Origin of the sequence: Branchiibius cervicis (genome assembly GCF_042661605.1) — a bacterium.
GTDB lineage: Bacteria > Actinomycetota > Actinomycetes > Actinomycetales > Dermatophilaceae > Branchiibius > Branchiibius cervicis.
Genome location: NZ_JBHSWJ010000001.1, coordinates 1 through 13,559, shown reverse-complemented (window position 1 = coordinate 13,559; position 13,559 = coordinate 1). Strand labels below are relative to the sequence as shown.

Here is a 13,559-nt window from a genome sequence, read left to right as displayed (position 1 = left end):
TCGCGGGTCATGGATATCGGGCTGATGGTCACCGTCTTCGTGACCATCTTCCTGGTCGAACTGCCGGACAAGACGTTCATCGCGACCCTGGTCCTGGCCACCCGCTACCGGCCGATCCTGGTCTGGATCGGGGTGTGCGCGGCCTTCCTCGTGCAGACGGTGGTCGCGGTCGCGTTCGGCGGCCTGATCGGCCGGTTGCCGGAGAAGCCGGTGCATGCCGTGGTGATGGTGCTGTTCGCGATCGCCGCGGTCCTGCTGATCCGCAGTGCCAAGGACGCCTCCGCCGAAGAGGCCGAGACCGAGGAGGAGTTCGAGCAGAAGACGACCCGGCCCGCGTCCGGTTTCCACGCGGTGACCGCGTCGTTCCTGATCCTCTTCCTGGCGGAATGGGGCGACCTGTCCCAGTTGGCGACCGCCGGTTTCGTGGCCAAGAGCGGCGGCGGCCTGGGTGTCGCGCTCAGTGTGGGTGTCGGCGCGTTCCTGGCGCTGGCCGCGGTGTCGGGGCTGGCGGTGCTGCTGGGCCGCAAACTGCTCGACCACGTACCCCTGTCGATCATCCGGCTCGTCGGCGGTTTGGTCTGCGCACTGTTCGCGGTCCTGCTCGCGTTGGGACTCTTCGGGGTCTCGCTGCCGTCCTGGCTACCTATCTGAGCCGCTTAACCTTGCGGGGTGATCCGGCGCTGGCTTCTTGCGGTGGCCGTCGTCGTGCTCGGGATCAGTGCGGCGTCGGCCGCGATCAGCGCGTTGTCGGCCCGGCCCGCGGTCCAGACGATCAAGCAGCCGGGCCGGTTGGTCATCGTGTCGATGCCCACCCTGACCTTCGACGGCGCGAATTCGCATACGACGCCGGCGCTGTGGGCGATGGCCCGCACCGGCGCGGTCGCCGCCCTGACCACCCGCAACCTGACGGCGCACAGTTGCAGCAACCAGTCCTGGTTGACCTTCGGCGCCGGATCGCGCACGACCATCGGCCAGCCGGTCGGTGAAACGCCCACCGGCGCTCGACCGGGCACCTGCAGTCCCGAGTTGCAGCCGGTGCAGGACGGCGAGGGCGCCTACTACCCGGATTGGGCCACGTGGCGCGCCTCAGCACCCGGCGCCGGCACCACCACCGATCTGGGGCTGGTCGCCTCGTCGTTGGAAGCCCACGGGCAGTGCCTCATGGCCGCCGGCAAGTACGTCGCTCTCGGGGCGGCCGACCGGACCGGCCGGATCGCGCACTACCAGCGCAGCGTCGACGACGTGTCGCTCACGACCTGTCCGGTGACCTTGATCGGCCTGGACGGACCCGACGACCGCTACCTGTCGCAACTCCTGGCCCGGTTGCCGGCGAAGACGACGCTCGTGGTCACCGGGGCCGCCGACGACACCACACCCGAGTCCCTGCGCGCCGTGGCCATCATCGGCCCGCGCGTGCGGCACGGCCTGGCCACCTCCGCCTCCACCCGACAGGTGGGGCTGCTGCAGACCACCGACCTGTCAGCGCTGACCCTGTCGCGCATCGGGTCGGCCGCTCCCACCCTGCCCGAGGGTCGCGCGCCCGTCGTGCAGCCCACCGGCAGCCCCACGGCGCCGGTGGTCCGGGTCACGCAGTTCACCACGGCGCTGCAGATCGAGCACGCGTTCGTGCTGCCGTTCTTCGTGTGCTACCTCGGCGGGACCGCGATCGCCTGCGCCATCGGTGGGGTGTGGTGGTGGCTGAGCCGGACCGGATTCAGCCGGGGCTTGCGACGCTACTTCGCCGGTACCGCGGCGGTCGTCGCGGCGACGCCGGTGGCCACCTTGCTCGTCGGCTTCCTGCCCTGGTGGCGCGCCGACCAGCCCCGGGTGGTGCTGGGTATCTTCACCTTCGCCGGAGCGGTGTTCATCGCGGCAGCCGCCTTGCTCGGACCCTGGGGGCGCTACCGACGCGGACCGACGGTCTTCCTCGGGGCCTTCACCCTCGTCGTACTCGGATTGGACGTCGTCCACGGCTCGGCGCTGCAGCTGACCTCGCTCACGGGTCTGCAGCCGGTGTACGGCGGCCGGTTCTACGGCATGGGCAACGTTTCCTACGCGTTCTATGCAACCTGCGGGTTGTTGGTCGCGGCCTCGCTGGCCGGCGCATTACTGGACCGCGGGGCCCGGCCGCTGGCGGTTCTGACCGTCCTGTTGATCGGTGCGGCCGTCGTGGTCGTCGACGGCTACCCGGGATGGGGCGCGGACGGCGGCGGTACGGCGGCCCTGATCCCCGCGTTCGCCTACCTGGCGCTGAACGCCGCCGGGCGACGGGTGACCTGGCGGCGGATCCTGCTGATCCTGGTGGTCAGCGGGGCGTTCGTTCTCGGGCTCGCCTTCCTGGACTACCTCCGGCCCGCGCAGAACCGCACCCACCTGGGCGATTTCATGGCCGGGGTGATCCACGACGGCTCCGCCGGTCCGCTGGCCCGGATCTGGCAGGCGAACTGGACGATGCTGGTCTCGTCCCCGGTCAACCTGCTGGTGCCGGTGCTGCTGGTGCTGGCAATCATCGCGCTGGGCTTGCCCAACTCCCGACTGGGCCGCCCGTTGCGCCCGTTGTTCGAGCAGGTGACGTTCTACGACCGGGGTCTGGCGGCCGCGGCGGTCTGCTGGTTGATCGGCTTCGTCAGCAACGACTCCGGGACCGCCATCCCGCCAGCGGGACTGCTCATGGCAATACCGCTGACGGTGCTTCTCGCGGCGAGTCCGGCCTGGCGGCTCGACGACGTACCGCCGGGAGCGACCACGCCAGAACGCCGAGTAGCAGCACTGAGATAAGGCCGTAACTGTCGTTGAGCAGTTGCCAGCCGGGATTGCCGCTGGAGGAGGCCGGGAAGTCCAGACCCTGCTGCAGTCGCCACTGACCCCACCACGGCAGCGGCATCGTGAACAGCGCCCAGACAATCGCGGCGGCCAGGAGTTTGCGGACCTGCAACAGCGCTGCGAGCGCCACCACCACCCACACGAAGTGGTGGATCCACGACACCGGCGAGATGAGAACCCCCACGATGCCCACGGCGGCCGCCTCGTGCCAGAACCACCCGCGGCGGTGCGCGCGTCGGGCGATACCCAGTCCGACGACCATGACGATCAGCACCAGGACCAGCCACAGAGCACTGGAGTCCCAGTGCGCTCGTAGCAGGATCCCCCGCAACGCCTGGTTGGACGTGCCGTCGTTCAGGCCCAGTCGGTCGGGGTCCTGTAGGGCGCCGCCCCAGAACGCAAAACTGGCGTTCGGCAACAACAAGAATGCGGCCAGCGTGAAGCCGGCCGCGCTTGCGGCGGCGGTGGCGGCGGCGCGCCACTGCCGGGTCACCAGGAGGTGAACGATGAAGATGCCGGGGGTGAGCTTGATCGAGGTAGCCAGCCCGATCAGGACACCGCGCGGGATCCGGCCGCTGCGCTCACCCAGATCGAAGAGCACCAGCGCCATGAGGAAGATGTCCACCTGACCGAATCTGATGCCGTCGCCGACCGGCTGGAGGCAGCCCACCGCGGTCCAGATCCCGGCGAGCGCAAGCGGCCACCACCGGCCGCAGCGCTGGGCCGGCTCCCGGAAGAGCCACCACACCAGGGCCGCGAGTACGGCGAACTGGGCCAGCGTCCACAACCATCCGGCCAGCCCGAAGGGGATGAGAGCCAGCAGGATGGCGAAGATGGACGCGATCGGCGGGTAGGTGAAGGGCAGCAGTTGCGGCGGCGCGGTCACGGCCGCGTAGACGGGCCGGCCGATGAGGTTGGAGATGCCGGCGTTGCGGTACACCTCGAGGTCGACCAGCCACCGGGTCGGCGGGGTCTGTACCACGAAGTGGTTGATCAGCATGTACGGACGGATCAACGCGACAAGGATGGCTGCCGCCCAGATCCAACGGGACGGGCGGGCGGCAACGGTCACCCCGGCATTCTGCCCTGTCCCCGGATCACGGCGGCGCGGCCGTAGCCGTCAAGGACGCTCGAACCGTGTCGATCTGCCCCTGGTGCGCGGCCCAGTAGGCCGGTGTGGCGGTGATGGTGATGCGGTGCTTTACCCCGGCCGGATCGAACGCGATCACGGCCCAAGCCCGCACCGGCACCTGCGCGACGCACGTCCACTGCAGTTGCAACCCGATGAGGCCGTGCTGCTCCCAGCGCGTGACCGGCACCTTCGGGGTGAAATCGGAGAAACAGCTATGTCCCCGGCCCTGGGTGAAGTCCCAGATGTTGGTGGGGTCGACGTTGTACTGCAGGATCCCTTCGCCGATCAGCGCACGTTCACGCGCGGCTGAGACATCCGTGCCGGCCCGCGGCGCCGTATCGATCTCGTGGGTCACGGTCAGGTCGGCCGGCTGCTCTCCCTGGCCGCCGACCAGCCACACGCTCATATGGACCAGGTCCTGCTGGGCCCGGGCGACGTCCTTGCGCAGGACGGCCCCCATTGCGCCGGCAGGGCCATCTGCAGCGTGTAGTCCTCGACCGTGCCCTTCGGGGGCGTCGAGCTACGCGTGGTCGACGCCCCGGGCACCGAGACCGTCGTACTGCAGCCCGACAACGTCAGCCCTACCGCTGCGACCGCCAGTCCGCGGCGCACCTTTCGCGTCTCCATGGCCGGGACGGTATCGGCGCCGACTCATCGACCGCAGAAGTTATCCACAGCCTCGGTCGATTAGTCTCGGGCCGTGGTGCGGCGTTGGGTGATCGCGGTCGTGTCGATCGCCGCGTTGTTCGCCGTCGCGTACGGCATGACCGGGCTCGTGACCGCCCAGCCCGACCCGAAGCCGGTGGCGACGAGCGGCTCGGTGGTGCTGGTCGCCGTACCCGGACTGGCCTGGACCGACGTCTCCGCCACCCGCACCCCCGACCTGTGGCAGGTGCTCGACTACGGCGCGACCGCCAACCAGGTCGTGCACACCGTGGGATCCACCGCGTGTACGCCGAGTGCCTGGCTCACGCTCGGGGCCGGACACGGCGTCGACGCGGCCGGGTGCGCTGCGCCGGCCCCGGTCGTGAGCGGGGGCACCGCGACCTGGCCGTCCTGGGCGCAGTGGCGATCCGCGGACTCCGGCATCGGCCTGCTCGGCGCAACCGCGACCCGGCACGGTCGCTGCATCGAAGCAGTCGGACCGGATGCGGCTCTGGCCGCGGCGGATTCGACCGGTCGCGTGTCCCATTACGCGGCCTCGCTCGCGACGGCATCGTTCACGACCTGTGCAGTCACGTTGGTGACAGCATCGGCCACCGAGCTCAACACCATCGTGGGGAAACTGCCCGCCACGGCGACGCTGATCGTGACGGGCCTGTCCGACGGGTCGTCCGACGACGCAGGTCTGCGGTTGGCCTACGCCCTGGGCACTGGGGTCCCGGCCGGGGTGCTGCGCTCAGCTTCGACCAAGCAACCGGCCCTGATCCAGACGGCCGATCTCACGGCGACGATGCTGCAGACGCTGGGCGCGTCCTCGCCGCCGGCTGGCGTGCACGGTTCGCCGCTGCAGGTGGTCCCCACCCCGCAAAACGCCGTGACCGCGACCGCGAACAACGCCGCCCTGGCCCGGGCGGTCTCGGTGAATCACGCCGTCCTGGTGTGGTTCTGGCTCGCGTGGGCCGTGCTCTTCGTCGGGTTGCTCGCGATGGTTGTGCGCAGCCGCCCCCGCTGGACCCGGCCCGCACTGGCGTTTCTCGCCGCCGTCCCTATCGGCACCTTCCTGGCCGGGTTGCTGCCCTGGTCGCGGTGGCCGGCGCCGGCACTGTGGCTCGTGGTGCTCTCACTGCTCTGGGCCGGGGTCATCGTGGCGATCGCCTACGCGGGACCGTGGCGGCGCTGGATCGGCTCGCCGTGGGTGACAGTGGGTGCGGTCTCGTCGGCGGTACTGGCGCTGGACGTCATGCACGGCTCGTCGCTGCAACTGCCGGCGATGCTGGGCCTGCAGCCGGAGTACGGCGGCCGTTACTACGGGATGGGCAACGCCGGGTACGCCATCTTCGCGACCGCCGTGCTGCTGCTCGCGGGGCTGCTCGGCGGCCGGTTGATCGCGGTCGACGAACGCCGCCTCGGTGCCTGGACCATCGGATTGCTCTGCGGCGCAGCGGTGCTGGTCCTGGCCGCCCCGATGTGGGGCGCCGATTTCGGTGGGCCGCCGCCCCTGCTCATTGCCGGCGGCATCATGGTGGTCCTGTCGTTGGGCCGCTCGCTGTCCTGGCGACGACTAGCACTGATCGTGGGCGTCGCGGTCCTGCTGGCGGTGATCGCGGGAGTCATCGACGCGTTGCGGCCGGCGTCGTCACGCAGCTATCTCGGCCGCTTCTTCGCCGGTCTCTTCGACGGCTCCGGCGGCATCGTCGGGGAGAAACTGGGGGCGAACCTGCGCCTGCTGGTGGCGACTCCGGTCAGTCCGTTGATCCCGTTGGCGTTGATCTTCTGCGGGTACGTCGTGTGGCTGGCGGGCCGGCCCAACCAGCCCGGGTGGTCGTGGGCCCGGCGACTGGGCGACGCCGTGGGTCTTTCCGAGCCGCTGGAGGTCGCGGCCGACACCCGGGTCGGCGCTGAGGAGGTGCCGTTCCTGCGGGAGACTGCGATCGGCGTCCTGGTGATGTGCGCAATAGCTATGTGTATCAACGATTCCGGGGTCGGAATCCCAGCCATCGCGGCACTGATCGCGTTCCCGTTCGCAGCAGTTCTGGCCACCCGCGATCCGCTGACCACCGCGTGACTTCTGCCCGATGTGTGACGACATCGCCACAAGTCGCTGCCCCCAGCAGCCCCCGCATCACGATGTGTGACGACAGAGCCGAAAATCTGGTCGTGCACCACGGCAGCCCTCTGACAAGGTGGCCACGTGAATTCGTTGCTGCAGCAGTTCCACCAGCAGATCCGTCTGGCGAACCGCGAGTCAGAGGGCGGGCCGGGGATCGTCCGGGACCTGGACGGACCGGTCCGGCGCCGCTACCCGGTCACGCCGGGGGCGTCGTACGCCATGGTCGAGTCACCCGAAGGGCTCGGTGACGATCCGGATCACTGGATCGCCCGGACGGCAGCGTTCTTCACCGCTCGCGGGGAGCGCGTGGAGTGGAAGACGTACTCCTACGACGAGCCGGCTGATCTGGGAAACCGCCTGCAAAGCAATGGTTTTCAGAAGGAGGATGACGAAGCGCTGCTGCTCGGCGAATCCGCTGCTCTTGTGCACGGGGTGGCGCTCCCCGCGGGTGTGACTCTGCGAGAGGCGGATTCGCCGCAGGATTACCACCGCATCCACGAGTTGATGCAGACCATCTGGGGTCCGCGCGATGGCGACATGACCGAGGAGCTGCGCCGCGAGAAGGAGGCCGACCCGACCAGCCTCGACGTCGTCCTCGTCGAGCAGGACCGCGAGACTCCGGTCCTCTGCGCCGCCTGGTGCCGGTACTCCCCGGGCACCGACTTCGCGTCCATGTGGGGCGGTTCGACGCTGCCCCGGTGGCGGCGGAAGGGTATCTACCGCTCGACGGTCACCTGGCGGGCGCAACGTGCGATCGACCGTGGCTACCGCTACATGCGCCTGGACACCTCACCGGACTCCCGGCCCATCCTGACCAAACTGGGGCTGCAACACGTCGCCGAGACCACGCCGTACGTGCACAGTTCACCACTCACCCGTATGGGTGATTGAAGGTCGCCGGTCGATGTGAGCCGGGCGTAGCTTGCCACAGGTAACCGCAGGTCACAGCAATGATGAGCGGATCGGGGCAGGCATATGTCGTTACTCCGGGACCATGCCGAACTGGCCATTTTCCTATGCATCGCGGGCGGCTACCTCGTCGGCAAGCTGCACCTCGGCCCGATCAAGCTCGGCGGCATCTGCGGGACGCTCATCGTCGCGCTGCTGATCGGGACCCAGCACGTCAAGGTCGACAACGACGTGAAGGTCGTCTTCTTCGCCCTGTTCATCTTCTCGTTGGGTTACATGGCCGGCCCGCAGTTCTTCGCCAACCTGAACAAGCGCAGCCTGCGCTTCCTGGTTTTGTGCCTCATCGAGATGGTCAGCGTGCTGGCCATCGCCTTCTTCCTCGCCAAGGCCTTCAAACTCGACCTGGGCACGGCCTCCGGCATTCTCGCAGGCGCAGCGACCGAGTCCGCTGTCGTCGGCACGGCCACAGAGGCCATCGGCAACGTCCCGGGTCTGAGTTCCCAACAGATCACCCAGTACCAGAACAACGTGGCCACCGGTTATACCGTCTGCTACTTCTTCGGCCTGATCACCATCGTGCTGCTGACCAGCCAGATCTATCCACTGCTGCTGCGGATCAACCTTCGTGACGAGTGCGCCAAGATCGCTCGATCGATGCGCGGCTCGAGCGACGCCATCGCCTCCGGTGAGGTGGTCGCCGCCCCCGCTCTGGTGGGACGCACCTTCCAGGTGTCCCAAGCCGCAGGCAAAACCGTCGCGGCCATCGAGTCCGATCTGAACGATGACGTCTCGGTCGAGTCGGTACGTCGTGTCGGGGCGCCCGACCTCACCGTCGACTCCGACCTGGTGCTGCAATCGGGTGACACACTTCTGCTCGTCGGCGAACGCACCGCGGAGATCAAGGCGGACTCGGTCATCGGTCCGGAGGTGGCCGGAGACCCGGAATCCCAGAGCCGGGTGGCCACCAAACAGGTGACGCTGACGCAGAAGGAGGTCGACGGCAAGACCCTGGAGCAGATGCAGGACGAGTACGGCGCGTTGCGCGGCTCCGGCGTCTACGTCACCGAGTTGATCCGCTCCACCGATCAACACCTTCCGGTCACGCCGGCCACGGTGCTTCGACGCGGCGACATCGTCACGCTCGTCGGTGCCCGCGCCGCGATCGACCGGCTGATCAAGAAGATCGGTGTCACGGTCACCAGCAATGCCACCGACTACATCTACCTGGGTCTCGGCATCGTCGTCGGCTCGTTGATCGGCCAGTTGTCGGTCAAGCTCGGAGACGTGCCGCTGTCGCTGGGCACCGGCGGCGGCTGCCTGGTCTCCGGGCTGATCTTCGGGTGGTTCCGATCGCGCACCCAGGTGATCGGCGCCTACCCACCCCAGGCGGCCACCACACTGAAAGATCTGGGTCTGTCGATCTTCATCGCGTGCACCGGCCTCGCCGCCGGCCCCGAAGCCCTCCCCATGCTCAAACAGCACGGCCTGCTCCTACCGCTCGCCGGGATCGGCATGGTGCTCATCCCGGCCACCATCTCGTTGATCGTGGGCCGCCGACTCCTGAAGATCCAGGACCCGATCCTGCTGGGTGCCATCGCCGGCCAGCAGTGCTCGACCCCGGCCATCACCTCTTTGACCCAGACCGCGGACAGCTCCGTGCCGATGCTGGGCTACACGATCACCTACGCGCTCTCCAACTTCTTACTCCCGCTCACCGGTCCGATCCTTGTCGCGATGCTCGTCGCGGCGAAGTAACCCGAGTCGAGACCGGAGGTACACCAGGTGTGGACCTTCCTGATCGGCCATTCTTCGCCGGCAAACTGCACTACCGCTCCATCGCGCTGGGCGCCGTCACCGGATGCCTGGTGGCCGGCCTGGTCATCGGAGCACAGGTCAAGGTGCAGATCGACGGCACGGTCAAGAACCTGTTCTTCACCCTCTTCCTGTTCGCGCTCGGCTACAAGGTGGGCCCGCAGTTCTTCCGGGGACTGAGAAAGGACGGCCTACCTCAGGTCCTCAATGCCGTGATCGTGGCCGTCACCGGCCTGCTGGTCTGTTGGCTGTTCGCGTCCATGCTCGGCTACGGGCCGGGCCTGAGCGCCGGGTTGTTGTCCGGCGCCCTCACCCAGTCGGCCGCCATCGGAACCGCGAGCGATGCCATCGCCAACCTGCCCGGCCTGAGCGCAGCGCAGGTGCAGCAGCAGCAGAACCTGGTCGCCGTCGGGTACGCCGTGTGCTACCCGCTGGGCACCATCTTGTGCGCAGTCCTGCTGGCCAACGTGCTGCCCAAGCTCTACCACTGCGACCTCGCGGCCGAATCGGCAGAACTGTCAAAGGAACTCGACACACCCGACGACGACCCTGACACCCGCAACGCATACGAGGAATCGGTACTTCGGGCCTACACCGTGGATCACGACGAGCTCGTCGGCAAGACCATCGACCAGTTCGAGCAGGATCAGAAGCAGCACGGACGGCGGATCTACATCACGCGGGTCCGTCGCGGCGGGACCATCATCCACCACACCCAGGACACCGTCCTGCAGCGGGGACGTCGTCGCGGTCAGCGCCCTGCGCCACGACCTGGTGGACTTCGACGCCCGCACCAATATCGGACCGGAAACCGACGACGTCACCCTGCTGGGCTACCTCAGCGAGACGATGCGCGTCGTCGCGTCCAACGACCACGAGCTGGGCCGCACGATCTCCGAACTACGCCAGCAGCCGTTCATGGTCGGGGTTTACATCGACAAGCTCTATCGGGCCGGGTCGGAATACCCGTACGTGCTGGCCACCAAGGTCGAGCGCGGTGACACGCTCATCCTGACCGGTCCCAAACGCCTCGTCGACCCGGCGGCCAGAGCCATCGGCGTACCCGTCCCTACGAGCTTCGCCACCGACATGGTGTGGGTCGGACTGGGCACGTTCCTCGGCGGCTGCCTCGGCATCCTGGCGGTGACCGTCGGCGGCGTCCCGATCTCCCTGTCCACCTCCGGCGGCGCCCTCATCATGGGTCTGGTCTTCGGCTGGCTGCGCGGCAAATACCCGACGTTCGGTCACGTCCCGCCGGGCGCCCAATGGATGATGGACACCCTCGGACTGTGCGTGTTCGTGGCCATCGTGGGCTTGAACGCCGGTCCGTCCTTCGTGTCCGGTCTCAAGCAGGCCGGCTGGGGGTTGCTGGTCTTCGGAGCGATCGCCACCGTCATCCCGTTGATCGTGGGGTTCTTGTTCGGGCACTACGTGCAAAAGATCCGCTTCCCGATCCTCATGGGTGTGCTCGCCGGCGGCCAGACCACTACCGCAGCGATCGGTGCGGTCAACGAGACGTCGCGATCGCAGATCCCCACGCTGGGGTACACGATCCCCTACGCCATCAGCAATGTCCTTCTGACCATCTGGGGGCGGTCATCGTCATCCTCAACCACTGATCCGAACACACGACTCGTCCGATAGGAGACCCGCCATGACCACCCAGACTTTCACCCGGGCCGAGATTCACCGTCTTTCGCAGCTCAGCCCCTTCGAACTCAAGAACAAATTCATCGAACTGGCTCAGGAGGCACAGGCTGACCAGCCCGGCCAGAAGGGCAAATCCAGCGTGCAGATGCTCAACGCAGGTCGGGGCAACCCCAACTGGGTTGCCACCGGGCCGCGCGAAGCCTTCTACGCCCTGGGCTACTTCTCGATCGCTGAATCACGCCGGGTTTGGACGGCCGACAATCTGGGCGGAATGCCCGATGCACCGGGAGCTCACGAGCGGTTCGAGTCCTTCGTGCACACACACCCCGACCTACCCGGCGTCGACCTGCTGAAGCGGAGCGTCGACTACGCCATCAGCACCTTCGGTTTCGATGCTGACGCCTTCGTCCATGAACTCACCGACAGTTCGATCGCGGACAACTATCCGGTGCCGGGCCGGGTGCTGAAGTACACCGAGACCATCCTGCGCGCCTACCTCGCCAAGGAAATGTACGCCGGCAAGAACCCGGGCGAGTCGCTCAAGCTGTTTCCGACCGAGGGTGGCACAGCCGCGATGTGCTACATCTTCGACTCGTTGATGAAGAACGGCCTGCTGCACCACGGCGACAAGATCGCTTTGCTGGTACCCGTTTTCACGCCGTACATCGAGATCCCCGAACTGGACACGTACGGCTTCGACGTCACGCGGGTCGAGGCGTCGCTGTTCGCCGAGACCGGTGTGCGCGAGTGGCGGTACCCCGAGGAGGAGATCGCGAAACTCGCCGACCCCGACATCAAGATGGTCTGCATGGTCAACCCCTCCAACCCGCCGTCGCTGGAGTTGGGCGACCGGGCCCGGCGGCAGATCATCGAGATCGTGGGGACGAGCAACCCCAACCTGATCATCGTCACCGATGATGTCTACGGCACGTTCGTCGAGGGGTTCCACTCCATCGCCGCCGATCTGCCGCGCAACACGCTGCTGGTCTACTCCTACTCCAAGCACTACGGAGCGACCGGCTGGCGGCTGGGCGTCATCGGCCTGGACGACGACAACGTCATCGACGAGATGATCGCGGCCCAGTCGCAGGCCGATAAAGACCGCCTCAACAAGCGGTACGGATCCTTGACCCTGGAGCCGGAAAAGATCAAGTTCATCGACCGGCTGGTCGCCGACTCACGTCAGGTCGCGCTGAACCACACGGCCGGTCTGTCACTGCCGCAGCAGATGATGATGGTGCTGTTCTCGATCTTCGACCTCTTGGATGAGGGTCAGGACTACAAGTACCGCGTCCGGGAGATCGTGCAGCAGCGCCTCGGCCTGCTTCTGGAGGGCGTGCAGCTCACCGTGAACGACGACCCGCACCGCGCCGGCTATTACATCGAACTGGACCTGCTCGCTGAGGCGCAGCTCAAGATGGGCCAGGAATTCGTGGACTTCCTGCAGGCCAACTACGAGCCGGTCGATCCGCTGTTCCGCCTGTCGGCCAAGACGGGTGTGGTGCTGCTCAACGGCGGCGGTTTCGACGGGCCGGAGTGGTCCGTTCGGGTGTCCCTGGCCAACCTCGATGACCTGGACTATCTCAAGATCGGCCACCATCTGCAGACGATCATGGACGAATACGCCCAGGACTGGGAGGACTCGAAGGCGAAGGATCAGACCGGGAAGAAATAGACCGCCACCCCAACCACCCGAACGCCGCGACGATCACCCAACCCAGGTACGGCGCGACGTTCTCCCGGAAGCCAAGGGTCCAGTTGGCGGTGCTCTGGTCCAACCCGCTGGCCCGGCCGGGCGCGTAGGCCAGGGCCATGATCACCGCGCGTACGACGAACACCGGGTCCCACACGAACGACATCAGCAGCGGCAACAGCAGCCAGGTTGTCGCGTCGTACCACGGCAGTGTGTAGGGCGCGAGGAACGCGAACGCCGTCGACAGCACGAACGTCATCACCACGGCGTACCGGGTCAGCGGATCGGGGATCCGATCGGCCAGGCCGTAGTGCCGGATCACCGCCCACAACCCCATCGCGAGCAATACCATCGCCGCCGCCGCAAGCACGAACACGATCGTGGTGACAAGCCATTCAGGCAGGCCGATCACCCGCAGCAACCGGATCGGCAACGACCACGGCGAGGCGTAGGAGAACGAGCCACCGGCCGCGCCGAGTTGGTGCAGCACGTGCGGACCGGCTACGACGTAACACGGCACGATCACCAGCAGTGCCCCGCCGAGCAGCGACCACAGGCGCCCGGGCAGGATCCAGGTGCCGCGAGCGCCGATCTTGCGCCGATCCACCTGCCACCACGCCCACGCCAGCGCGAGGCCGACCACGCCGTAGGTCACCTTGGTGCTGAAGGCTGCTCCGACGAAAGCGCCGGCGAGCCACGGCGAGCGACGGGCGGCGAGAATCGCTGCCACGACGAAGAATCCGGCGATCAGATCAACGTGGGCGCCC

12 protein-coding genes are annotated in these 13,559 nt (G+C 67.5%); 8 read left to right on the top strand and 4 right to left on the bottom strand.

Annotation, left to right across the window (positions count from 1 at the left end):
• Positions 1–9 precede the first annotated feature (9 nt).
• The gene (locus tag ACFQBT_RS00060; RefSeq protein WP_377819819.1) at positions 10–651 is read left to right on the top strand and encodes a TMEM165/GDT1 family protein; all 642 of its coding nucleotides are present in this window, start codon (positions 10–12) and stop codon (positions 649–651) included.
• Between the two features lie 18 nt (positions 652–669).
• The gene (locus tag ACFQBT_RS00055; RefSeq protein ID WP_377819818.1) at positions 670–2,778 is read left to right on the top strand and encodes a hypothetical protein; all 2,109 of its coding nucleotides are present in this window, start codon (positions 670–672) and stop codon (positions 2,776–2,778) included.
• Here ACFQBT_RS00055 and ACFQBT_RS00050 read toward each other — a convergent pair.
• From ACFQBT_RS00050 to ACFQBT_RS00040, 3 genes are read right to left on the bottom strand one after another with little or no spacing between them, the layout of a single operon-like run.
• Positions 2,669–3,895 carry a glycosyltransferase 87 family protein gene (locus ACFQBT_RS00050; RefSeq protein WP_377819817.1) on the bottom strand — a complete coding sequence of 409 codons (1,227 nt, stop codon included), beginning with the start codon at positions 3,893–3,895 and terminating at the stop codon, positions 2,669–2,671. The two genes, ACFQBT_RS00055 and ACFQBT_RS00050, sit on opposite strands and share 110 nt — an antisense overlap.
• A 25-nt stretch (positions 3,896–3,920) precedes the next feature.
• Complete coding sequence (locus ACFQBT_RS00045; RefSeq protein ID WP_377819816.1) at positions 3,921–4,415, bottom strand: hypothetical protein; 495 nt, start codon at positions 4,413–4,415, stop codon at positions 3,921–3,923.
• Positions 4,358–4,582 (bottom strand): hypothetical protein, encoded by a 225-nt coding sequence (locus ACFQBT_RS00040; RefSeq protein ID WP_377819815.1) that lies wholly within the window; start codon positions 4,580–4,582, stop codon positions 4,358–4,360. Before ACFQBT_RS00040 ends, ACFQBT_RS00045 begins: the two co-directional genes overlap by 58 nt.
• 73 nt (positions 4,583–4,655) lie before the next feature.
• Here ACFQBT_RS00040 and ACFQBT_RS00035 point away from each other — a divergent pair, with 73 nt between their 5' ends.
• The 6 genes from ACFQBT_RS00035 to ACFQBT_RS00010 all read left to right on the top strand — a co-directional run bounded on the left by ACFQBT_RS00035 (position 4,656) and on the right by ACFQBT_RS00010 (position 12,774).
• Complete coding sequence (locus ACFQBT_RS00035; protein ID WP_377819814.1) at positions 4,656–6,683, top strand: DUF2339 domain-containing protein; 2,028 nt, start codon at positions 4,656–4,658, stop codon at positions 6,681–6,683.
• A gap of 126 nt (positions 6,684–6,809) precedes the next feature.
• Complete coding sequence (locus ACFQBT_RS00030; protein WP_377819813.1) at positions 6,810–7,619, top strand: GNAT family N-acetyltransferase; 810 nt, start codon at positions 6,810–6,812, stop codon at positions 7,617–7,619.
• 84 nt (positions 7,620–7,703) lie between these two features.
• Positions 7,704–9,392: an aspartate-alanine antiporter gene (gene aspT / locus ACFQBT_RS00025; RefSeq protein ID WP_377819812.1), complete on the top strand. Its 1,689-nt coding sequence runs from the start codon at positions 7,704–7,706 to the stop codon at positions 9,390–9,392.
• Positions 9,393–9,421: 29 nt separating this feature from the next.
• Positions 9,422–10,450: an aspartate-alanine antiporter-like transporter gene (locus tag ACFQBT_RS00020; RefSeq protein ID WP_377819810.1), complete on the top strand. Its 1,029-nt coding sequence runs from the start codon at positions 9,422–9,424 to the stop codon at positions 10,448–10,450.
• Positions 10,368–11,093 (top strand): aspartate-alanine antiporter-like transporter, encoded by a 726-nt coding sequence (locus ACFQBT_RS00015; protein ID WP_377819809.1) that lies wholly within the window; start codon positions 10,368–10,370, stop codon positions 11,091–11,093. Before ACFQBT_RS00020 ends, ACFQBT_RS00015 begins: the two co-directional genes overlap by 83 nt.
• 10 nt (positions 11,094–11,103) lie before the next feature.
• Entirely contained in the window at positions 11,104–12,774 is a 1,671-nt protein-coding gene (locus ACFQBT_RS00010; protein WP_377819808.1) for a bifunctional aspartate transaminase/aspartate 4-decarboxylase, read from the top strand.
• Here ACFQBT_RS00010 and ACFQBT_RS00005 read toward each other — a convergent pair.
• Positions 12,710–13,559: hypothetical protein (locus tag ACFQBT_RS00005; protein ID WP_377819807.1), on the bottom strand; the 850-nt coding region annotated here is incomplete at its 5' end. The two genes, ACFQBT_RS00010 and ACFQBT_RS00005, sit on opposite strands and share 65 nt — an antisense overlap.